We start from the raw sequence: 20,800 nt of genomic DNA on the forward strand, positions 1-20,800 counted from the left end.
ATGGCTCAAGACGCACGCATAGCATTGCAACAGTTCATCGCCTCGCTGGAGCGACACTTTGAAGCAATCGCATCTAGGCGCGGTGCCGAGGATCCCGCAGTCGAGCAAGCTTATTTTCAATTAGAGGATGCTTTTCTCAACTACGAGGAAGCTCTCAACGAAAAATACGAGGAATACCTGCCGATCTCTTTGGCAGAGGATGAAAACGATTGACCCCATTTGACGCGGTAATTCTGGGAATCGTTCAAGGCCTTACCGAGTTTTTGCCAATTTCCTCAAGCGCACACGTCCAAATCGCGCAGCAACTACTTGGGCTATCTGCCATTCCCAAACCACAGCTGACCGCTTTTATCGCCACGATTCAACTCGGCACCGAGGCGGCCGTTTTGATTTATTTTTGGAGAGACATCGTTCGCATAGTAAAGGCCTTCTTTGGGACACTCTTTGCTAAATCAAAACAAAGCACCGATGCGCTGCGCGACGCAAAACTTGGTTGGCTAATCATCATTGGCTCGATACCGGTAGTGGCCATTGGTTTGATTTTTCAAGACGCAATTGAAAACCAACTTCGAAGCCTTTGGGTGATTGCCTTTACGCTCATTATTTTTGGCGTGATCCTTGGGATTGCAGACCGAATTGGCAAAAGACAGAGGTCAATTGAGCAGCTGACCACCAAGCACGGAATTTTGTTTGGGTTGGGCCAGGCCTTAGCTGTCATTCCGGGGGTTTCTCGATCAGGAGGAACTATTTCTGTTGGCTTGCTGCTTGGCTACAGTCGACAGGCCGCAGCCAGATACAGTTTTTTGTTGGCCATTCCAGCGGTCATTGCCAGCGGGTTTTATGAATTTGCATCAACTTACCAAGACCTAAACAGCAGTGAGTTAGTAGCCACCGCTGTGGCAACCGTGGTCTCGTTTGTGGTTGGCTTCTCTGTGATTGTTGGCTTGCTGCGCTATCTAAGCCGCGGCTCTTTCATGCCATTTGTGTTCTGGCGAGTCTCAGTTGGCGTGATTCTGCTGGTGCTACTTTCAACCAATCAGCTGCAGGCCTAGTCACTTTTTTGATCTGGCTGCTCTCCATTGGCGGGTCTATCATCGGCACCGTCGACTGATTTTTCGTCACTGGCTCGCAAAAACTTCTCGAATTCCATGGCAATAGCGTCTCCACTGGCTGCCGCAGACTCCACTTCATCTCTGTTTTTTTCAAGTTGCTCAATGTAGCCAGCCATGTCGTCATCACCCTCGGCTACCTCGTCTATGCCGCGCTCCCAATTGAAAGCTTCATCAGCCAAAGTGCCGTGATCAAACTGAACCCCAAGGTATCGTTCAACTTCAACCAACAGAGCCAGCGTTGCCTTAGGCGATGGAGTGTTGTGAACGTAGTGGGGAACAGATGCCCACAGTGCAACGCTAGGAATTCCAGCTTTTTCAAGCGCAATCCCTAACACGCTAAGAATGCCAACCGGACCTTCGTAGTGGCTGCGCTCAAGGTTTAATTCCGCCCTAGCGCGTTCGTTTTGGCTGGTTGCCATTACACCGATAGGGCGGGTGTGCGGCACATCGGCCAACATGGCACCAAGGAACAAAACCGCATCAATCTCACGATCCTCGATCATTTCCATAACCTCGGCTGTGAACGATTGCCAGCGGCGAGAAGGCTCTACACCCAGCAGCACATGAATGCGACCGAGCGAAGGATTCTGGGCAACTAGCTCAACGGAGGGGGCACACAGATCGGTGCTTGGCCAATTGATTTGGCGATTTCCATCGGTGTCATAGGAAACAGACGGCCTGGTGAACTGGAAGTCATAGTAATCTTCAGGGTCAACCGTGCCAATCACGTCTACGTTCAGACGCTCACAAATGAATTTGGCCGCCGCGCTAGCCGATTCGGCAGCGTCGTTCCAACCCTCAAAGGCCACAATCAGGGTTCGGCCGGCAAATAAGTTCACGTTTTCCTAGGTTTTAGGCATTCTTGGTACTTAAAACCCTAAGGCAAAGCAGCCAAGGTAAAATCGACTCATTATGTTTGGAAAAAAGCTGCCCGCCGCTGTCTTGTGGGACATGGATGGCACGCTAGTCGACTCAGAACATTACTGGTTAGCCAGCGAAAAGTCCCTGGCCGAACAGCATGATGCCAGCTGGACCGAGCAGGACGGCCACGAATTAATTGGCAATAGCCTGTACGAATCTTCCAGAATCATCAAGGCCAAAATCGGTAGCAGCATGGACACCGAGGCCATCGTTCAACATCTGACCGATTCGGTGGTGGCAAAGTTGGCAGTTGAAATTCCCTGGCGTCCTGGCGCCCAAGAACTCTTGCGTGAACTAAAGCGCAAAAAGATCAAGACTGCCTTGGTCACAATGTCGATGCATCGGATGGCTTTGGAGGTTGTCAACCGCATTCCCTTTCAAGCCTTTGACGTGATCATCGGCGGTGATGATGTCTCAAGGGGTAAACCGTTTCCCGACCCGTATCTAAAGGCTGCCGAAATGCTTGGGGTAAGGCCCCAAGACTGCGTTGCTTTTGAAGACTCTAATACCGGACTCAGATCGGCAGAGGCAGCCGGCACCAAAGCAGTGGGCATTCCAAACTTCATCGAAATTCCAATGATTCCAGGGCGAATTCTCTGGCCAACACTCGATGGCGTTCGCGTCAAAGACCTTCAGAAACTTTTCAGTTAGGAACGAATGAGTCAGCCAATCTCAAAGGCAAAATTGCCTACCGGGCCATTTCGTGAGGGTGACCGAGTTCAACTCACTGGGCCCAAGGGAAGACTAAACACCATCACCCTGCGAGCTGGTGAGAAGTTTGGCACCCACCGTGGCGACCTACTGCACGACGACATCATCGGCAAACCCGAAGGCTCGGTCATTTTGAATCAGACCGGGATTGAGTATCTTGCCTTTCGACCCCTGCTGAGCGACTTCGTTCTGTCCATGCCGCGTGGAGCAGCCATCATTTACCCAAAGGATTCGGCTCAAATAATTGTCATGGGAGATATTTTTCCAGGCGCCCGAGTAGTAGAGGCTGGTGTTGGATCTGGCGGACTGAGCATGTATCTATTGCGTGCAATTGGCGACATGGGCACCTTGGACTCCTTTGAGCGTAGAGAAGAATTCGCAGAGATAGCCAAGGCCAATGTCGCTACAAATCTTGGAATCGTGCCCTCAAGTTGGAACATTCACATCGGTGATTTGCAACAGCAGCTGCCAATTAAGAAGCAGGCGGGCAGCGTTGATCGAATTGTTCTAGACATGCTGGCCCCGTGGGAATGCGTTGAAGAGTGTGCGAACGCATTGGTTCCCGGCGGATTGATTATTGGATACGTTGCGACAGTCACTCAGCTTTCGCGCTTTGCAGAAGCCCTAAAGGAGAGCGGTCACTTCAACGAACCAGAAGCCTTTGAATCCATGACCAGAGGTTGGCATTTACAAGGGCTGGCGGTGAGGCCGGAGCACCGAATGATTGGCCACACCGGATTCCTGATTACCGCCAGGCGCATGGCTCCTGGAAGCACCGCACCAAACTTTAAGACCAAGAACAAACCAGAGTTTTCTGACGAAGATCTATCGGCCTGGAACCCGGATCACCTTGGTGAGCGCAAGGTATCAGACAAGAAACTTCGCAAAACTATTCGAAGCGCAGAAGCCGCGGCGGAAGCGCGCCTTGAGCAGTAATCAACCAGTAAGGAAAGCCAAACAATTGCGTAAATTAGCCACACTCCTAACCGCGGTAACTTTTGTATTTTTAGTTTCAGCTTGTGCACCCAGTTCGCCAACCGGCGAAGAAACCTCTACCGGCAGCGATACGCTTTCTTACATGACTCGCGCAACCGGAGAAGCACTGCCAGCAACCGATGGCTATCCAACCGTCACCCTTGACGATGCTGGAGCACCATCAATTACGCCCCTAACATCGGCAGCGCCAAAAGAATTTGGCGTGGCCACTCTGATCAAGGGTGCAGGTAGCGTTGTTGGCGCAACAGACATCGTGACAGTGCAGTACGCAGGATACCTATGGGATGGCACACCGTTTGATTCATCCTGGAGCCGTGGTGAACCCGCTCAGTTTTCATTGGAACAGGTTGTGCCAGGTTTCACCAAAGCAATTGCAGGACAGACCATTGGCTCACAGGTAATTGCAGTGTTACCACCTGAAGACGGTTACGGTGCTAGCGGTGCGGGCAGCATTCCTCCAAATGCAACGCTCATATTTGTAGTAGACATTCTTGCCGCAGAACCTGCCCAGTAGAACCGGGGCGAAGCTGGGGGAATGGTGAACAAGAAGTCTGCAGACACTTGGCAACCAGCCAAGTCCGACAAGTCAGAACGACTGCTCCAGCTCACCTGCGCCCTTTTGTTCGCAGAACGCGGTTTGACCAAGGCCGAATTATTTAGGTCAATTCCGGCCTATCTTGAAGCAACCGCATCTGGAACCTCCGAGGAATCTCTGAACCGCATGTTTGAGCGCGACAAAGTGGACCTTAAGAACACCGGCATTCAATTGCAAACGGTCAACCCAAATGCAGACCCCGATGAAATCTCCTATGTGATCGCCGGGGACACATTCGTTTGGCCCCAACACGCAAAACTTTCTGCCAAGCAATTGCAGTTGCTTGAATTAGCGGCCCAGGTCTGGTCGCAAGCATCACTAGAAGCTGACGCCAACCAGGCTCTCGTAAGGCTCAAAGCACTTGGTGTTGAACCAGCCGCCACTGACTTGATTGGGTTTGCGCCGCGAATCGAAACCCGTGAACCAAGCTTTACGCCCATTAGCAATGCAATCGACGAGTCAATTGAAATCACTTTTAGCTATCGCAAGGCCAATGGTGAAGTATCTAAGCGACATGTTCAACCTTGGTCACTTCACAACGTTGACGGCCAGTGGCTGCTCCAATCCTTCGACCTCGATCACTCTGAGGTAAGAAACTTTTTGCTAAAGCGAATAGTTTCCAAAGTTCAAAATGTAAAAAACGGAGAAGCAGATAAATTCTTTGAGAAGCCAAATGATACCCAAGTTGCCGCAGCCATTGCAGATCTTCAGGAACACATCAAGAATCAAGTTTGTGAACTAAGAGTTAAGCGTGACTCTCAAGCCTGGTTTCATTTCCACTTAGATGGCTCTGGAAAGCCGAACGACAACACCGTGACGTTCAATTACATGGACTTGCACTTGTTGGCCGAAGAACTTCGAGACTTTGCCTTGGACATAAAAGTTCTGAGACCTAAGGAGCTGGCCGAGCTGATCAAATCTGGTTTTGAGAAAGTTGCCTCGGATCATGCCTAAATTGAATTCATTCAACAGCGAAGATCGCTACAACTTTATGTTGGCCTTGGTTGCCTTTTTGCAAAACCGGGGTTCGGTGACATTAGAAGAAGCCGCACAGCATTTTTCGCTGGAACCTAAATACCTCAGAAAAGCCGTTACATCAATCAATGAAGCAAGGGCCACGGTTAAGGGTTTTGAAGAGTGGTTCTTCTTGATTGATGTTGAAGCACTAGAGGAAGATGGAATCCTCACCTTGCTAGACAACGCTGTCCTTGATCAAGTTCCAAGGCTTTCAAACCGCCAGGCGTCAGCCATTGCAGCAGGACTAAATTACCTTGCAACAATTCCTGGCTTCAAAGATGACCCAGACCTACAAGAACTTCAGAAGATGCTTGCCTCGGGCTCGAGTCGGGGAATTAACCCAATTATCGAGTCTCGCCCAGGTAGTGCTGAAGCCGGGGCCGAAACTCTTCGAAAAGCTATTCTGAGTCGAAAAATTATTACCTGCGAATACATCAATCAAAAGGGTGAGCGATCCAGTCGCAGTATTGAACCGCTGCGCCTAGACCCAAGGGCAGACGGTTGGTATCTTCGCGGTTACTGTCCAATTCACCTAGAGGTGCGTAATTTTAAGCTCGATCGCATGCGGGCAATCGAGATTACCAATAAGGATCTGAGTGAAGAGGCTCAACGGATAGAAACCATCGAAGAAGCGCTTTACGTATCTGAAGCTACCGACACATCGGTCATGGTTGAAGTGCAACCCGAGGGATACCGACTGATTACCGAGGCGAAATCAGTTTCTGAGCCACTGAGTGCCGAAGCGGGAGTTATTCGCGCGGAGATAAAAGTTGGCCACTTGCCCAATCTGGGTAAACTCGTGGCTAGATTTGGCGGGGCGGCCAGGGTTATAGCCCCACCAGAGGCAAAGTTGATTGTCAAAAATTATGCTCTTGCTGCTCTTGGTGAGAGTTCAGCCCCGACCCTTGAGAATGAGGATTAGTTTTGTCTTCGCAAATGGGTTTTTGGGCATGGTTCTGGATTTGGATCGGCTTGATTGTTGGCTCGCTGGTCATATTTGGCTTCATAGGGAAGTCCTTGTACAACAAAGTCGGCGCTGCCGGACATCAGGTTTCGCGCGTTGCCAAGCAGGCTCTTCAGCTGGCTGCCGCCCTTGAACAGAAGGCAACCGTTCAAGACCCTGAAAACTCAGTGTTAGCAGACCCGGTGACCGTGCAAGCCAAGCGTCGCGCGTTACAAAAGGTAAAGATAAAGAAACAGGAGGAGCGCAAGCGTAGACTTATAGCGTCTCTGAAGCGTTTTGACCCTAATGAAAGCAGGTTCCACTAATGCGACTAAACGGTTGGGAATGGATCATCATTCTTGTTATCGTCTTGCTCCTCTGGGGTGGGCCAAAGCTCCCGGGTCTTGCCAAGAGCTTGGCTCAGTCGCTTCGAATCTTTAAGTCTGAAATTAAATCAGACGACAAGTCTGGGAAAGACGAGCCAAAGAAGGACGCAGGCAGCTCAAGCAACTAGTAGTTGCTGCCAGAGCTACATCCCATGGCTAGAAAACGCAACCCCGATGGCAAGATGAGCCTGGGTGGGCATCTCAAAGAATTACGTAATCGTCTCTTTTGGTCTGCAATTTTTGTTTTTGCCGGCACGATTGCCGGTTGGTTTTTATTCCAACCCGTTTTTCAGATACTTCAAAAACCAGTGGTGGATCTTGCCAATACAAAAGGGGTCAACGCCACTCTGAATATAGGTACTGTTGCCGGCGCTTTTGACCTTCAATTGCAGGTGTCAATTTTCTTGGGTGTCATGATGACCAGCCCAATTTGGCTATACAACCTGTGGGCATTCATCACGCCGGGTCTAAAAAAGCGAGAACGCAAGTTCACACTTGGCTTCGTTTTCACCGCCGTGCCGCTCTTCCTTACCGGATGCTGGCTGGCTTGGATATCGCTACCGGGATTTGTGTCAACACTTATTGGATTCACCCCGCAGGGAACGGCGAACGTCATAAATGCCAACGAATACATTCTTTTCACCATTCGAATCTTGCTGGTGTTTGGTCTGGCTTTTGTCTTGCCAGTAGTTTTGGTGATGCTGAATTTTGCAAACTTGATTACAGCCAAGAGCATTCTCAAGTCTTGGCGCATCGCAGTATTTGTGATTGCTGTAATTGCGGCCCTGGCAACTCCCACCGCAGACCCAATGTCAATGTTTCTAGTAATGGTCCCGCTCATCGCGCTGTATTTTATTGCCGCAGCCATTACATATTTCAACGACAAACGCAGAGATCGAAGACTTGCAAAACTTCACGACAGCTTTGAAAACTCAGTAACGGGAACCCCTGAAGCGGCCGAGAATGACTGAGAATCAGCTCAGTCCGGCTGAGCGATTTGCCCAAGCAAAGGCTAATAAACGAAATCCATCGATTGAAAGTTTTGCGAGCCTGCTGAAGTTCCCGATGGACCCTTTTCAGGAGCAATCGTGCCGTGCTTTAGCCGCCGGCAAAGGAGTTTTGGTTGCTGCGCCAACCGGTGCCGGAAAGACCATCGTTGGTGAATTTGCCATTCACCTAGCAATTGAAAAAAATCAAAAGGTTTTTTACACCACACCAATCAAGGCCCTAAGTAATCAGAAATTTGCCGAACTTACTAAACGCTACGGCGCCGAACGTGTTGGTTTGCTTACCGGAGACACAAATCAGAATTCTGACGCCCAAATTGTGGTGATGACCACAGAAGTATTGCGCAACATGATTTATGCGAATTCAAATTCGCTGATTAGTTTGGGCTTCGTAGTGATGGACGAGGTTCATTACCTCGCAGATCGATTTAGGGGAGCGGTTTGGGAAGAAGTAATTCTGCACCTACCAAAAGACGTAAAAATCGTCTCTTTGAGTGCAACCGTTTCCAATGCCGAGGAGTTCGGCGCCTGGCTTGACGAAGTCCGAGGCGACACGGAAATTATCGTTTCCGAAATTCGGCCAGTACCACTGAACCAGCACGTGCTTTTTGGTGATGAGCTGCTTGAACTATTCGATGAAACTTCCAAGGACCCAAGAGTAAATCCGGAATTGGCTCAAATGCACGCCACAAAATTGCGGAGTCCTATTAACAAACCACATCGCGGACGGCGCAGTGATTTCGGCAATCAGCGAATGCAATTAAAACAAATTCAGCGAATTTCAAAACCCGAAATAATCGACATCCTCGAAGACGAAGATTTATTGCCAGCAATATTTTTTATATTTTCAAGGGCTGGCTGCGAAGCGGCCGTCAAAGCCTGTCAGAGTCACAACATTCGTCTCACCACAACTGAAGAGAAGCAAGAAATACGACGCCTAGTCGAAGAAAAATGCTACAACATTGCCGACGAAGACCTTTCCACACTTGGTTACTTTGAGTGGTTATCTGGACTTGAACGAGGTGTTGCCGCGCACCACGCAGGAATGCTTCCAGCTTTCAAAGAAGTTGTTGAAGAACTATTTCTGCGTAAATTAGTGAAGGTTGTTTTTGCAACCGAGACCCTTGCCCTGGGCATTAACATGCCAGCGAGAACCGTAGTGCTTGAAAGACTCGACAAATTTAATGGTGAGGGCAGGGTAAACCTGACCCCAGGCGAGTACACCCAACTCACCGGGCGTGCCGGACGCCGAGGCATCGACACTCAGGGACACTCCGTAATTCAATGGAGCGCAAACATGGACCCAAACAGCGTGGCAGGTCTGGCCAGTAAGCGGACCTATCCGTTGATCAGTCCTTTTAAGCCCACCTACAACATGTCGGTTAATCTGCTAGAGGCCTTTGGTCGAGAGCGCGCCCGTGAAGTACTTGAAACATCCTTCGCGCAATTTCAAGCAGACCGATCAGTGGTAGGTCTAGCGCGTGGTATTCGAGAGAAGCAAGTTTCGCTGGACGGATACGAAAAAGCAATGGAATGTCACCAGGGGGACTTCGTTGAATACGCAAAGATCCGCCGGGAAATGACCGACATCGAGCGGGCTCTTTCTGCGGGCAGGGTTCGCGCCGAGCGCGGCAAGGACCTTCGTCAATCCAAGGGCAGACACCTTCAGGAACAACGCCTGAATCAACTAAAAAGAGACATGCGTTCTCACCCTTGCCACTCGTGTAATGAACGTGAGGCGCACGCCCGGTGGGGAGAGCGCTGGTTCAAGTTGAGCCGAGAGCTTGATGGAATCATCGCCCAAATAGAAGGACGCACAAATCAAGTCGCAAAAACCTTCGACAAGATTTGTGGAATGTTGGTAGATCTAAATTACATCCAAGATGTTGATGGTGATTATGAAGTGCTCGAAGCGGGCAAAACCCTGGCACGAATTTATGGCGAAAGAGACCTGCTGATTTCCGAATGTATTCGTGAGGGCGTTTGGTCAAAACTGGACCCAGCCGGCCTGGCTGCTATGGCGGCGGCTTTGGTTTACGAGGCGCGGCGTGAGGAAGAATGGGAACCGCGCATTCCAAAGGGAAACTTCCAAGAAATTATGCAGACCACCACAGAGATTTGGGAGGATCTAGAAGACCTGGCCCATTCCCACAAACTTGGACAAACCCCGCCACTAGATCTAAGCCTCTCACTTCCGATACACCGGTGGGCTTCAGGCGCAAAGCTTGACAGTGTTTTAGACAGTGCCGATCTGCTTGCCGGAGACTTCATTAGATGGACCAAACAAATAATTGATTTGCTAGATCAAGTTGCCCAAACGGCTGGGCCAGAGCTAGCAGAGACTGCAAAGAACGCGGTAGACAAAGTTAAGCGTGGCATCGTGGCATACTCTTACTACGGATAATTCAGCAACTTAAACGAAATGCTGCCAAACATGACATCGATGAATCAGACCAAGCGTGCCGCAGTAATTCAAATGGCACTACGTCTTTTTCTTGCGGGATTTGGGGGATACCTCTCTAGCTTGGCAATGCCTAGGGAAAACATTTACCCGCTAATTTTTGTTTCGGTGGCGCTGTTGTTGCTTTCAGTTCGAAATCTAAAATTTTTCAAAGCTTTCACGGTCGGCCTAGTTGGTGGCCTTGCCTTCTATCTGTCGCAGATTGAGTGGTTGAGTCTCTACCTTGGCCCCGTGCCATGGCTAGCGCTTTCTAGCCTTGAGGCAATAATTTTTGCCTTCGGCATGGCAGGTACGGCTTTAGTTTGGTCTTGGCTCGATAATTCAATCAACTGGGCGAAAAAGTTCAAGCCACTGCTGATTGCGATTTCCTTGGCTTTGATTTGGACAGCCAGGGAGTGGGTGTCAATCTCGCTGCCCTACGGAGGCTTTCCCTGGTCACGGTTGGCGCAAACTCAATCAGAGAGTTATCTAGCCGACTGGGTATTCCTTGGCGGTCTTGGTCTGCTTACCTTTGCAATCGCCCTAATCGCAAGCATTGCCACAGTGTCACTGACGAGCTGGCAGAGAGATATTCGTGTTCCGCACTGGTCAGCACTTGCAACCCTTGCTTTTCTTTTGCTGGTGCCAGCTGTTTTCACTCCAGCTAGCAATGCCGAGGCAGGCGAAATGACAATTGGAGCGGTGCAGGGAAATGCAAACGCTGGCCTTTTCGCAAACGAGCGACCCGGCACAATCCTGCAGAACCACTTAGACGCAACCGAGTTACTAAAAGAAAAAGCTAATTTCAACAAGCTAGATCTAGTGGTTTGGCCTGAAAACGCATCCGATCTCAGCCCGTTTGCCAGTTCAGTTGCAAACAAAAAGATCAATCAGCTAGTTGACCAAGATTTGAAAGTGCCGCTTATTTTTGGAACTATCACCGAACGCGGTAAAGAAACATTCAATAGTTCCATCTACTGGAAACCAGATATCGGACCAACGGACTGGTACGACAAAAAGCGGCCTGTACCATTTGCCGAATACGTACCAAATCGTGATTTTTGGTACCAACTTGCTCCGGATTTAATTGGCTTGGTTAGCAGGGGTTACAGTTTTGGTGAGCGGGATGGAATTTTTGAATACTCAAAAACTTCGGATAGCAAGATTTCTAAACTTGGCGCGCTGATTTGTTTTGAAATTGCTATCGATGATATTGGGCGAAACCTGGTAGCGGATGGCGCACAAATTATTTTGTCGCAAACCAATAACGCAGACTTTGGCCGCAGCGATGAAACTTTTCAACAAGCTGCCTTTGCAAAATTGCGAGCCATTGAAACCGGTCGAGTCGTCGTAAACGTGTCAACCGTGGGAGTGTCAGCCATTTACACGCCTGATGGTTCGGTGATTGATCAGATACCAACCTTTGAGCCGGGAGTAATGCTTGAAACTCTTCCGCTTAGAACAGCTATTACTCCGGCGATGCTAATCGGCCCACTGTTTGACCTATTGGCGAACTTGATTGCCGCGGCGCTTCTTGCCATGGCTTTGGCAAGAACGAGAAAAGCCGCCAAACCAAACGGTTTGACGGCTGCTCGCTAATAAACCTTTAGAGATCTGCCTGACCACCGGCGCGGCGGGCGCGAATGTAGTCAAGGCGTTCCTGAAGAATCTCTTCCAACTCTTCTCGGCTTCGGCGCTCTAGCAGCATTTCCCAGTGCGAGCGGGGAACTTTATCCTCGGCTGCGTCTAATTTAATTCTTTTTCCGTCTTCAAGCTGAACCGCCTGCAACTGACAGTTCTTGCATTGCCAGGTCTGCGGAATTTCTGCATCTGCAGAAAATACAATTTCGGAGACATGGTCATTGGCACACTGGAAGAGGTGGGTTACACGAGCTGAGTAATTTACCCCGCGTTCGCTCTCAAGACTCTGGGTGCCAAGTCTCATTCCGCGCATAGTTTGCTGTGCCATTTTTCCTCCAGTTTAGGTTCGCCCTTTTGGGGCTCGACGAGGAACAACTCGGCGTGAACGCTCAATCTTCCCTCATATCAAGGCTTTTAAGGAAACTCTCAGGGAGTGTCGCGAAATTTTCGCCTTATTTTTCTTTCCGGAAATTTGATATCACCAGGTCGCAGTTATCGGTGACAATGCCGGTGGCTCCCAAATTAATCAGTCTTTGGATTTCAATTGGATCGTTAATCGTCCAGTAGTGCAGTTCCAGACCGGCATTAAGGGCGAATCTGACGAATCGCTTTGAATCCAACCGAATCGGAAATCGCGAGATTGGAATTTGTAGCGCGGTGATTTGCCTAGAAAAAAATTGGAACAGGGGAGTGGCACCCAAAATCGAACATAGCCAAAGAGCCAGCACGCGTGCGGATCCTGCTGATGTGCCCACCGAACCCGAAATTTTCTTCAGGGTTTTTATTCTTCGCGAATCACTAAAACTTGAAATCAAAATTCGATTTTGAACGCCAAGAGCGTTGATTACGTTGGCTACGGGCTCGATTGCCAAATCCGACTTGATGTCCAAGTTGAAGCGAGCCTCTGGAAAATCTTGAAGCACCTGCTGCAGGGTGGGAACTCGTTTTCCAAATCCTATGTCGATGCCGGAAATTTCTTTCCAAGTGATCTCAGCAACTTTTTTGGGGATCCCGGCAAGGCGAAGTAAATCTTCATCGTGAAAAATCACGGCAATACCATCGGCGGTGGCTCGCACATCGGTTTCGATCACATCGGCGCCCGCAAAGAGAGCATCGGCAAATGCCTTAGTGGTGTTTTCGGGAACAAATTCCGAAACTAACCCGCGGTGAGCCAAAACCTGAAAATATTTCATTCTTCTCTCATGTGCTTCGCGGATGGCTGTCATCACTAGGCTTTAGCAATGCGCTTTGATTTTAGAACCGTTAGAAGGCTAACCCGACTCAACATTGGGTTGATGATTTACGGTTTGGGATTGGCGATGATCGTAGAGGCCGAAATTGGACTGCCTCCGTGGGACGTCTTTGCAAAAGGAATCTCAATTCAACTCGGCATAACCTATGGAATTGCCAGCGTTATTGTCAGCGCACTAGTGCTTTTGGCGTGGATCCCACTAAAGGTGAAGCCAGGCATCGGCAGCATTTTGAACGCCATTTTGATTGGCCTGTGGTCAGATGTTTTCATTCCACAGATACCTAAAATCGACAACTACCTCGGCAATCTAGCGATGTTCTTGATCGGCATGGTGATTGTGGCAACGGCAACGGGAATCTATATCACTTCGTACCTGGGGTCAGGGCCACGGGACGGATTGATGATTGGCACCCAAAAGCTATTGGGCTGGCCACTTTGGCAAATTCGCACCATGTACGAGGTTTTGGTGCTGGTCATCGGTTGGTTGATGGGGGGACAGGTCCGCGAAGGCACCCTGATATTCGCCGTCTGCATCGGTGTTTTGATGCAGGTAAGTCTCAGATTCTTCAAATACGACGAATCCAAGAAGATTATCTGAAATGCAGCCGGGGCAACACCGCGAAACCGCGCGCGTAATATTATGTAAACCTAATCTGGAAATATTCCTGCTGAAAACCCACTTTGACCCTGAGGTTGGCTTGCCACCACGCTGGATCACTCCCGGTGGTGCAATTGACCTGGGCGAGACGGTGCTGGCTGCGGCAATTCGTGAACTAGCCGAGGAAACCGGAATTCAGGCTTCAGCAGCGGATTTGGGTGATTTGGTCTGGAAAACTCAGGGGCGCTGGGATTGGGCCGATGGCGTAAATCACCACACATTCGTAGATCATTTTTACCTGCTGCAAATTGTTGACTTTGAGCTGGATGACTCTGGCTGGACTGATGACGAACGTCGCGATGTTCTGGAACACCGATGGTGGAGCCTCAGCGACCTCAAAGATTCTGGTGAGTCGGTGAGCCCGCCAGGGCTGGTTGATTTTCTCGCCGGCCACCTTCAGGGCTAACTCCCCTTCGCCGATAATGAACATTATGTCAAGTAGTGTTTATTTGGGATCCAGAGTCCTTTTTTCTGTATTTAGGTCCTTACCGCTCGCCTAGACGGCCGCGGTTGCTGAAATCCACTGGGTCAGCTTGGCTTCAGCGGCACCTGATTCAAGTGCCTTGGTGACTTTCTGGAGCGCGTCGGTAAAGCGAAGTTCTAGGTCAAGATCAGCCTTTGAAGAATCCTTGGCCATTTCGTAGCTGACCACTCCTCCCGCTGCATTTAGCAAAACGATGTCTCGGATTGCTCCAAGATTCCCAACGGTCTTGTTGGCAAACAAATCCCTGGCAACCTGAGCGTTGTAGGCTGCATCGCCACCGATCAGCTGGCTGGTTTCAGCTCTGGCAAGGCCCAATTTGGCTGGATTTAGCTGGCTAGGAGAGACCTCTCCCCCGGAAACCTGCCAAATTTCGTTGCTTGAGGTCGTAGAAAGCTCATCGAGCCCGTCATTCCCCCTAAAAACCAGAGCAGAACGGCCTCTGGATGCTAATTCACTGGCCATCAGCGGTGCCACCGCACGATTTGCCACGCCCAGCGAGGTGGCAATCGGTTGGGCTGGATTTGCCAACGGCCCCAAGAAATTGAAAGTCGTAGGCACCGCCAAAAGCTTACGGATTGGGCCAATAAACCTCATCGCCGGATGAAAAACCTGGGCAAAAAAGAAACTTATGCCCGCCAGTCGAAAAACCTCCGAGACCTGTTCTGGACTCAAATCTAGGCGAATGCCCAGCGATTCGAGCATTTCGGAGGAGCCTGTTTTCCCAGAGGCCGAGCGACTGCCGTGCTTCAAAACGGGCACCCCGGCTGCGGCAGTGAGGATCGATGCCATGCTGGAGATATTTACAGTGCCCAGTAGGTCGCCTCCGGTGCCGACGATGTCCACGGCATCCGAGCCGGTGTCAAGCGTCAAAGCATTGGTCAGCATGGCATCTACCAACCCCGATAGCTCGTCCACTCCCTCACCCTTGTGTCTGAGTGATATTAGAAAAGTTTCGATTAGCCCCGGATCGGTTTTGCCAGACATAATTTCACTGAGCGCCCAGGCTGCTTCGGCCCGATTTAGGTCTTGACAGGCAACCAATTTGCCCAGAATCTGCGGCCAAGTAATCGACGAAGTCATAGGGCAAAGTTTAGCCACCTCTGCCCCATTGTCAGAACTCTGAGCCTCGCGAAAAAACCCAAAAAATCATCGCTCAAGGCCCCGAAATGGGCGGATTTACTGGGGCAACGGGGTTAGGATTGAATCATGACTACCATCAGCGCACCTGTCATTAATCGCCCTAGTGCAACCTCGGTTGGCACTATCGTTTGGCTAGGCAGTGAGGTGATGTTCTTTGCCGGCCTTTTCGCCATGTATTTCAGCCTTCGAGCTAATTCTCCTGAGATTTGGGCCAACGACACCGCAATCCTGAACGTGCCTTTCGCACTCGTAAACACCCTGATTCTGGTGGCTTCTTCATTCACCGCTCAGTTCGGTGTTTTTGCGGCTGAACGCCTACAGCCTCGTGCAACCGGGCTTTCTCCTGTCAAATGGGGTGTTGTTGAGTGGTTCTTCCTGAGCTACCTTCTCGGAGCAATCTTCGTGGCCGGCCAGGTTTGGGAGTACGCAGTCCTAATCTCAGAGGGTGTGGCCCTCAGCTCAAACTCTTACGGTTCTGCCTTCTACATCACCACTGGTTTCCACGCCTTGCACGTGACCGGAGGACTAATAGCCTTCCTGATGGTCATCGGCCGCACATTCGCAGCCAAGAAGTATGGCCACTACGAGGCAACCAGCGCAATCGTTGTTTCTTACTACTGGCACTTCGTTGACGTAGTTTGGATCGCCCTATTTCTTATCGTTTACGTCCTCAAATAAAAGCTGAAAGACCAAACATGTCATTCAAGAAGAATCGTCGAAGCCCACTGGCCGCCATCATCGTTATGGCTGCGGGACTTGCTCTTACCGGTGGTGGCTATGTGGCCGCTACCGCGGCAGTTGAGGCCGTGAAACCTGTTTCTGCAGTGGCAACAGCCGAGCAAATCAGCGAGGGTCGCAAACTATTTCTAGCCAACTGTGCCAGCTGTCACGGCATGAATGCTGAAGGCTCAAAGGCTGCCCCATCGCTAATCGGTGTTGGTGCTGCCTCTGTTGAATTCCAGGTAGCCACCGGTCGTATGCCAGGTCAGGCTTCTGGTCCGCAGCTTGAGAAGAAGCCGGTGCAGTTCACCGAAGAGCAAATCAACCAAATGGCAGCCTATGTGGCGACTCTCGGCGATGGACCTGCAATTCCAACCGATGAGATGGTTGCTGCAAATGGCGATTCAACCCGTGGTGGCGAACTATTCCGCATTAACTGCGCGATGTGCCACAACGCGGTTGGAGCCGGTGGAGCACTTACCGAGGGTAAGTACGCCCCAGCGCTGAAGGGAGTCACCGAGCGTCACATTTATGAAGCCATGGTGACTGGTCCGCAGAACATGCCCGTTTTCAACGATGCAAACTTGACCCCGCAGGACAAGAAGGACATCATCACCTACCTAAAGTACGTGGAACAAACACCTTCTGTTGGTGGTTATGAATTAGCGAACCTAGGTCCGGTTGTTGAGGGTCTGTTCACTTGGGTATTCATCATTGGATTCATAGTTGCAATCACCATCTGGCTTGGTGCCAAATCAAACTAGGCATCAAAAAAATAAGTTTTTGAAAAACAATGTTTTCTAAAAGGGAGCACTAAAGAGTGAGCGAAAAGAAACTGGCCAAGACCGGTTCGTCAAGCACAGCGGACGAGTTCGACTACGAGACTGGTCTTGCGGTCATTGCACCAGACGCGGTAAAGGATCCGGGTCTGGAGCCACACCGCACACGCATGACTGATAAAAGCGTCAAGCATGAGAAGGCGGCTACCCGCCAAGTCGCAGCTATGTTCTTTGCCTCTGCAATTGGTAGCGCATTCGCGATTTACGCTTACTTTGCCTTCCCGCTAACCGAGGACCTGAGCACGGTTAGAAACAACACTCTCCTGCTCGGCCTTGGCATAACACTTGGTCTATTCGGAATTGGTATTGGTGCTGTGCACTGGGCAAAGACTCTCATGCCTGACGCTGAAGTTTCTGAAGAGCGTCACCAGACCAGAGGTAAAGAAGCTGACCGTGCTCGCGCGGTTGAGATTATCAAGCTTGCCGATTCAGAGTCTGGCTTCTCACGCCGCAAACTTATTCGGCGCTCACTTTACAGCGCGTTGGCAGTATTTCCTCTGCCTGCAATCATGATCTTTGGTGACCTTGGACCTAATCCAGGTGACACTCTGCGACACACAATGTGGAAGAAGGGCACTCGCCTAGCCACTGACCCAACCGGCACCCCGATCAAAGCTTCGGATGTCACCTTGGGCTCTGTTTTCCACGTTATCCCTGAAGGACTTGCCGAACTTGAGCACCACAAGCTCGAGGAAAAAGCGAAGGCTGCTGTGCTGCTAGTTCGTCTAGACCCAGCGGATCTCAAAGAATCTGAAGAGCGCAAGAACTGGTCTTACGACGGAATTGTTGCGTACTCAAAGATCTGTACCCACGTTGGTTGTCCGGTTGCTCTTTACGAGCAGCAGACACACCACCTCCTTTGCCCTTGCCACCAGTCAACATTCGATGTGACCGATGCATGCAAGGTTGTTTTTGGCCCTGCCTCTCGCGCTCTACCTCAGCTACCAATCACAGTTGACGCCGAGGGCTACCTGATTGCGCAGAGCGATTTCACCGAGCCTGTTGGCCCTAGCTTCTGGGAGCGTTAAAAATGAGTAATGCAGTAGCTACACCAAAAAAGAGCGGCTTCCTAGCAGGTACCGCCAACTATCTTGACGAGCGAGTTGGCGCTGCTGGAATTCTGAAGGAATTTGGCCGCAAGGTCTTTCCTGATCACTGGTCATTCATGCTTGGCGAGGTCGCCCTCTACAGCTTCGTGGTGCTCTTGCTATCCGGAACTTTCTTGACCTTCTTCTTCCAGCCTTCTATGGAATTCGTAATTTACGACGGCGTTTACGGACCGCTCAAGGGTGCGGAGATGTCTATCGCCTACGCATCAACGCTAGATATCTCGTTCGAGGTTCGTGGCGGCCTTTTGATGCGACAGGTTCACCACTGGTCTGCGTTGCTATTTGTAGCGGCTGCGGGTCTGCACATGCTTCGCGTTTTCTTCACCGGAGCATTCCGCAAGCCTCGTGAAATCAACTGGGTTGTTGGCTTCGTGCTTTTCGTATTGGGTATGGCTGGCGGGTTCACCGGTTACTCACTTCCAGATGACTTGCTTTCAGGAAACGGTCTTCGCATCATCGATGGAATGATCAAGGGAATTCCAGTTATCGGTGCGTACACCTCATCACTACTATTTGGTGGCGAGTTCCCTGGCGAGACCATCGTGGCCCGACTCTACGGGTTGCACATTCTTCTTGTGCCTGCATTGATTTTGATTTTCATCGTGATCCACCTGTTCATGGTGGTAATCCACAAGCACACCCACTACTCAGGCCCAGGACGCAAGGACACCAACGTTGTTGGTTACCCACTGATGCCTGTATACGTTGCTAAGGCTGGTGGCTTTTTCTTCATCGTTTTCGGTGTAATCATGCTGATTGCAGCAACCTTCACCATCAACCCGGTCTGGAACTACGGTGGCTACGACCCATCACCAGTTTCTGCTGGTACTCAGCCTGACTGGTACATCGGTTGGCTAGATGGTGCATTGCGCCTGGCGCCAACCGGCCTTGAGTTCGTTGTGGGTGGAAACACCTGGTCATGGAACATCTTGCTGCCAATGATCGTCGGTATCGGTTTCTTGGTTCTTGTGGCTATCTACCCATTCGTAGAAGCTTGGGTCACTGGTGACAAGCGTGAGCACCACGTTCTTGACCGCCCTCGCAACGCTCCTACCCGTACCGGTATCGGTGCAGCGGGTGTTACTTTTTACGCTGTTCTTTGGGCTGGCGCAGCAACGGACTTGATTGCAACCAACTTCAAAATGTCGTTGAACCAGGTTCTTACCTCAATGCAGATTCTGCTAATCGTTGGACCGATTGCTGCGTACATCATCGCCAAGCGCACCTGTCTGTCGCTTCAGCGAAAGGACCGTGAAATTGCTCTGCATGGTCGTGAAACTGGTCGTATCGTGCGCTTGCCACACGGTGAGTACATTGAAGTTCATGAGCCGCTAGACGCTTACGAGCAGTGGAAGCTGGTGGACTTCAAGGACTACCAGCCAACCTTGGCTCGACCAAACGCAGCAGGCAAGATCACGCTTCGTGCTCGTCTACGTGCCGCGCTTTCTCGTTTCTACTTCGAAGACCGCATTGCGCCGGTTACTCAGACAGAGATCGATGCTGCTCACCACCACGGTGATCATGCAGTAGTTGAAGCCGCAGAGACCAAGGCCGTAGAGGCGTAAAACCCCAATGATTAGGGGTCAGGCTTAGGCCTGGCCCCTTTTCCTTTGGTTAGGCCCGGGACCCTGTCCCTGTGGTTAGGATTGCCTGATGGATCCGCTCTCCCGCTTCAACTCGGCACAGCACAGTTCGCTGCACGCCTCGGTCAGCCAGGAAAAATACAACGAGTACGCAGCTGGACACGATCAGATCGCTAAGAACATCGCGGCACTGCTGGTTGGCGGGCACCCAATAGATTCGACCGAGGTTCAACACTGGATTGGAAGGCACTACGAATTTGTCTGCCAGTTCTGGACCCCAAATCGTATCGCCTACAAGTCTCTCGCATTGAATTACACTCTGGACCCAGCGTTCAAGGCCACCTACGAAGCCTATGAAACTGGTTTAGCACTCTTCATTCAGAAAGCAATCAACCTCTGGGCCGATCAAAATCTGCCTGTTGAATCACCTGCAACGAACAGCCAACTGGGAGCCCAAACTTGATTACTGCAACGTTTGTTTTCAAACACAACAACTCAAATGGTGACTTTAAGAAACTTGATGACGAAATTATGAGCCGCGCAGAGGCTAACCCCGGGTTCAAAGGAAAAGAGAAATGGCTTTCTCCAGACGGTTCGCAAATCCGAGTTATCTATTATTTTGACACTCAAGAATCACTGGCACATTTTTCCAGGGATGAAGTGCATCGCGAAGCCAAGTTACGCTACGCCGAATGGTACGACGGATACCGAGTTGAAATTGCCGAACTAACTGGCAGTTGGGGTGACGGAAACCTAGAGTCCCCGATCAATCAATAAAAAAATGCTCACCTCAGGGTGAGCATTTTTCATTTAATTTTTTTGTTCAAAGTGTTAGTGTGCGTTGAGCCCACGGCTTCTTTCGAATACGAAACCAATTAGAGCAACGAGCGCAAGTGGGAAACCAATGAAGAACAACCACCAACCAATCGCAAGCGCTGCAAAGCAGATCGCTGCGAAAGCACCAAGGAATAGTGGCCACCAGCTCCAAGGAGCAAAATAGCCAATCTCCGAATCACCATCTTCAATATTGGCATCGAGGCGATCTTCAGGGACCACACCCTGTCGCTTATCAGTGTTCTTAATGTAGAACGCAAGGAACAATGACATAAACCCGAGCATTGCAATCGCGGCGGTACCAATTGGCTCATAGCCACCGTTGCTGTTGTACCACCAGACGGCGTAGCCAACCGCATCAATAAAGTAAAACGCGGTTAGGAAGTAAAAGAGATTACCGTTGAACTTCATC

Annotated in this window: 25 protein-coding genes; 20 read left to right on the plus strand and 5 right to left on the minus strand. The window is 50.5% G+C overall.

Annotated elements, in window-relative coordinates:
- Both RHOLA_RS04055 and RHOLA_RS04060 read left to right on the plus strand, forming a co-directional pair.
- On the plus strand, positions 1-213 hold the full coding sequence (locus tag RHOLA_RS04055) for a hypothetical protein (protein WP_038502509.1): 213 nt from the start codon (positions 1-3) through the stop codon (positions 211-213).
- Positions 210-1,052, plus strand: a complete 843-nt coding sequence (locus RHOLA_RS04060) for an undecaprenyl-diphosphate phosphatase (protein ID WP_038502510.1) — start codon at positions 210-212, stop codon at positions 1,050-1,052. Before RHOLA_RS04055 ends, RHOLA_RS04060 begins: the two co-directional genes overlap by 4 nt.
- Here RHOLA_RS04060 and RHOLA_RS04065 read toward each other — a convergent pair.
- Positions 1,049-1,951: a proteasome assembly chaperone family protein gene (locus tag RHOLA_RS04065; RefSeq protein WP_038502511.1), complete on the minus strand. Its 903-nt coding sequence runs from the start codon at positions 1,949-1,951 to the stop codon at positions 1,049-1,051. The genes RHOLA_RS04060 and RHOLA_RS04065 overlap by 4 nt on opposite strands.
- Positions 1,952-2,024: 73 nt before the next feature.
- On the opposite strand from RHOLA_RS04065, the gene RHOLA_RS04070 reads away from it, so the two are divergent.
- Genes RHOLA_RS04070 through lnt form a run of 10 tightly spaced genes read left to right on the plus strand, consistent with a single transcriptional unit; the run spans position 2,025 to position 11,727 of the window.
- Complete coding sequence (locus tag RHOLA_RS04070) at positions 2,025-2,684, plus strand: HAD family hydrolase (protein ID WP_038502513.1); 660 nt, start codon at positions 2,025-2,027, stop codon at positions 2,682-2,684.
- 6 nt (positions 2,685-2,690) lie between these two features.
- On the plus strand, positions 2,691-3,680 hold the full coding sequence (locus tag RHOLA_RS04075) for a tRNA (adenine-N1)-methyltransferase (RefSeq protein WP_038502514.1): 990 nt from the start codon (positions 2,691-2,693) through the stop codon (positions 3,678-3,680).
- Positions 3,681-3,705: 25 nt separating this feature from the next.
- Positions 3,706-4,254, plus strand: a complete 549-nt coding sequence (locus tag RHOLA_RS04080) for an FKBP-type peptidyl-prolyl cis-trans isomerase (protein ID WP_051636256.1) — start codon at positions 3,706-3,708, stop codon at positions 4,252-4,254.
- Positions 4,255-4,275: 21 nt separating this feature from the next.
- Complete coding sequence (locus tag RHOLA_RS04085) at positions 4,276-5,289, plus strand: helix-turn-helix transcriptional regulator (RefSeq protein ID WP_051636257.1); 1,014 nt, start codon at positions 4,276-4,278, stop codon at positions 5,287-5,289.
- Positions 5,282-6,274 (plus strand): helix-turn-helix transcriptional regulator, encoded by a 993-nt coding sequence (locus RHOLA_RS04090; protein ID WP_038502516.1) that lies wholly within the window; start codon positions 5,282-5,284, stop codon positions 6,272-6,274. The genes RHOLA_RS04085 and RHOLA_RS04090 overlap by 8 nt, the downstream gene beginning before the upstream one ends.
- A gap of 2 nt (positions 6,275-6,276) precedes the next feature.
- Positions 6,277-6,621 carry a hypothetical protein gene (locus tag RHOLA_RS04095; protein WP_038502518.1) on the plus strand — a complete coding sequence of 115 codons (345 nt, stop codon included), beginning with the start codon at positions 6,277-6,279 and terminating at the stop codon, positions 6,619-6,621.
- Complete coding sequence (gene tatA, locus RHOLA_RS04100; RefSeq protein WP_038502519.1) at positions 6,621-6,809, plus strand: twin-arginine translocase TatA/TatE family subunit; 189 nt, start codon at positions 6,621-6,623, stop codon at positions 6,807-6,809. Before RHOLA_RS04095 ends, tatA begins: the two co-directional genes overlap by 1 nt.
- A 24-nt stretch (positions 6,810-6,833) precedes the next feature.
- Positions 6,834-7,652: a twin-arginine translocase subunit TatC gene (tatC, locus tag RHOLA_RS04105; protein WP_038502520.1), complete on the plus strand. Its 819-nt coding sequence runs from the start codon at positions 6,834-6,836 to the stop codon at positions 7,650-7,652.
- A complete protein-coding gene (locus RHOLA_RS04110; RefSeq protein WP_038502521.1) occupies positions 7,645-10,092 on the plus strand; it encodes a DEAD/DEAH box helicase in 2,448 nt (815 codons plus the stop codon). The genes tatC and RHOLA_RS04110 overlap by 8 nt, the downstream gene beginning before the upstream one ends.
- Before the next feature lie 39 nt (positions 10,093-10,131).
- Positions 10,132-11,727: an apolipoprotein N-acyltransferase gene (gene lnt / locus RHOLA_RS04115; protein ID WP_158384497.1), complete on the plus strand. Its 1,596-nt coding sequence runs from the start codon at positions 10,132-10,134 to the stop codon at positions 11,725-11,727.
- A 7-nt stretch (positions 11,728-11,734) separates the two neighbouring features.
- On the opposite strand, the gene RHOLA_RS04120 is transcribed toward lnt, so the two are convergent.
- Positions 11,735-12,097: an RNA polymerase-binding protein RbpA gene (locus tag RHOLA_RS04120; RefSeq protein WP_038502522.1), complete on the minus strand. Its 363-nt coding sequence runs from the start codon at positions 12,095-12,097 to the stop codon at positions 11,735-11,737.
- 124 nt (positions 12,098-12,221) lie between these two features.
- Positions 12,222-12,962, minus strand: a complete 741-nt coding sequence (locus RHOLA_RS04125; protein WP_051636259.1) for a glycerophosphodiester phosphodiesterase family protein — start codon at positions 12,960-12,962, stop codon at positions 12,222-12,224.
- 48 nt (positions 12,963-13,010) lie between these two features.
- On the opposite strand from RHOLA_RS04125, the gene yczE reads away from it, so the two are divergent.
- A complete protein-coding gene (gene yczE / locus RHOLA_RS04130) occupies positions 13,011-13,619 on the plus strand; it encodes a membrane protein YczE (RefSeq protein WP_038502525.1) in 609 nt (202 codons plus the stop codon).
- A 1-nt stretch (position 13,620) separates the two neighbouring features.
- Positions 13,621-14,085 (plus strand): NUDIX hydrolase, encoded by a 465-nt coding sequence (locus RHOLA_RS04135; RefSeq protein WP_038502526.1) that lies wholly within the window; start codon positions 13,621-13,623, stop codon positions 14,083-14,085.
- A gap of 90 nt (positions 14,086-14,175) precedes the next feature.
- Here RHOLA_RS04135 and trpD read toward each other — a convergent pair whose 3' ends face one another.
- Complete coding sequence (gene trpD, locus RHOLA_RS04140; protein ID WP_038502528.1) at positions 14,176-15,243, minus strand: anthranilate phosphoribosyltransferase; 1,068 nt, start codon at positions 15,241-15,243, stop codon at positions 14,176-14,178.
- Positions 15,244-15,369: 126 nt separating this feature from the next.
- On the opposite strand from trpD, the gene ctaE reads away from it, so the two are divergent.
- The 6 genes from ctaE to RHOLA_RS04170 all read left to right on the plus strand — a co-directional run bounded on the left by ctaE (position 15,370) and on the right by RHOLA_RS04170 (position 20,331).
- Positions 15,370-15,981 (plus strand): aa3-type cytochrome oxidase subunit III, encoded by a 612-nt coding sequence (gene ctaE / locus RHOLA_RS04145; protein ID WP_038502530.1) that lies wholly within the window; start codon positions 15,370-15,372, stop codon positions 15,979-15,981.
- 17 nt (positions 15,982-15,998) lie between these two features.
- Positions 15,999-16,787, plus strand: a complete 789-nt coding sequence (gene qcrC, locus RHOLA_RS04150) for a cytochrome bc1 complex diheme cytochrome c subunit (RefSeq protein WP_038502532.1) — start codon at positions 15,999-16,001, stop codon at positions 16,785-16,787.
- Between the two features lie 134 nt (positions 16,788-16,921).
- Positions 16,922-17,890: a cytochrome bc1 complex Rieske iron-sulfur subunit gene (gene qcrA, locus RHOLA_RS04155; protein ID WP_420834833.1), complete on the plus strand. Its 969-nt coding sequence runs from the start codon at positions 16,922-16,924 to the stop codon at positions 17,888-17,890.
- A 2-nt stretch (positions 17,891-17,892) separates the two neighbouring features.
- Positions 17,893-19,536: a cytochrome bc1 complex cytochrome b subunit gene (gene qcrB / locus RHOLA_RS04160; protein ID WP_038502537.1), complete on the plus strand. Its 1,644-nt coding sequence runs from the start codon at positions 17,893-17,895 to the stop codon at positions 19,534-19,536.
- Between the two features lie 88 nt (positions 19,537-19,624).
- The gene (locus RHOLA_RS07075) at positions 19,625-20,017 is read left to right on the plus strand and encodes a TipAS antibiotic-recognition domain-containing protein (protein ID WP_051636260.1); all 393 of its coding nucleotides are present in this window, start codon (positions 19,625-19,627) and stop codon (positions 20,015-20,017) included.
- Positions 20,014-20,331, plus strand: coding sequence for a hypothetical protein (locus RHOLA_RS04170; RefSeq protein ID WP_038502540.1), 318 nt, complete (start codon positions 20,014-20,016; stop codon positions 20,329-20,331). The genes RHOLA_RS07075 and RHOLA_RS04170 overlap by 4 nt, the downstream gene beginning before the upstream one ends.
- A gap of 54 nt (positions 20,332-20,385) precedes the next feature.
- Here RHOLA_RS04170 and RHOLA_RS04175 read toward each other — a convergent pair whose 3' ends face one another.
- Positions 20,386-20,799 (minus strand): cytochrome c oxidase subunit 4, encoded by a 414-nt coding sequence (locus RHOLA_RS04175; protein WP_038502543.1) that lies wholly within the window; start codon positions 20,797-20,799, stop codon positions 20,386-20,388.
- Position 20,800: the final 1 nt, after the last annotated feature.

This window comes from Rhodoluna lacicola, assembly GCF_000699505.1.
Lineage (GTDB): Bacteria > Actinomycetota > Actinomycetes > Actinomycetales > Microbacteriaceae > Rhodoluna > Rhodoluna lacicola.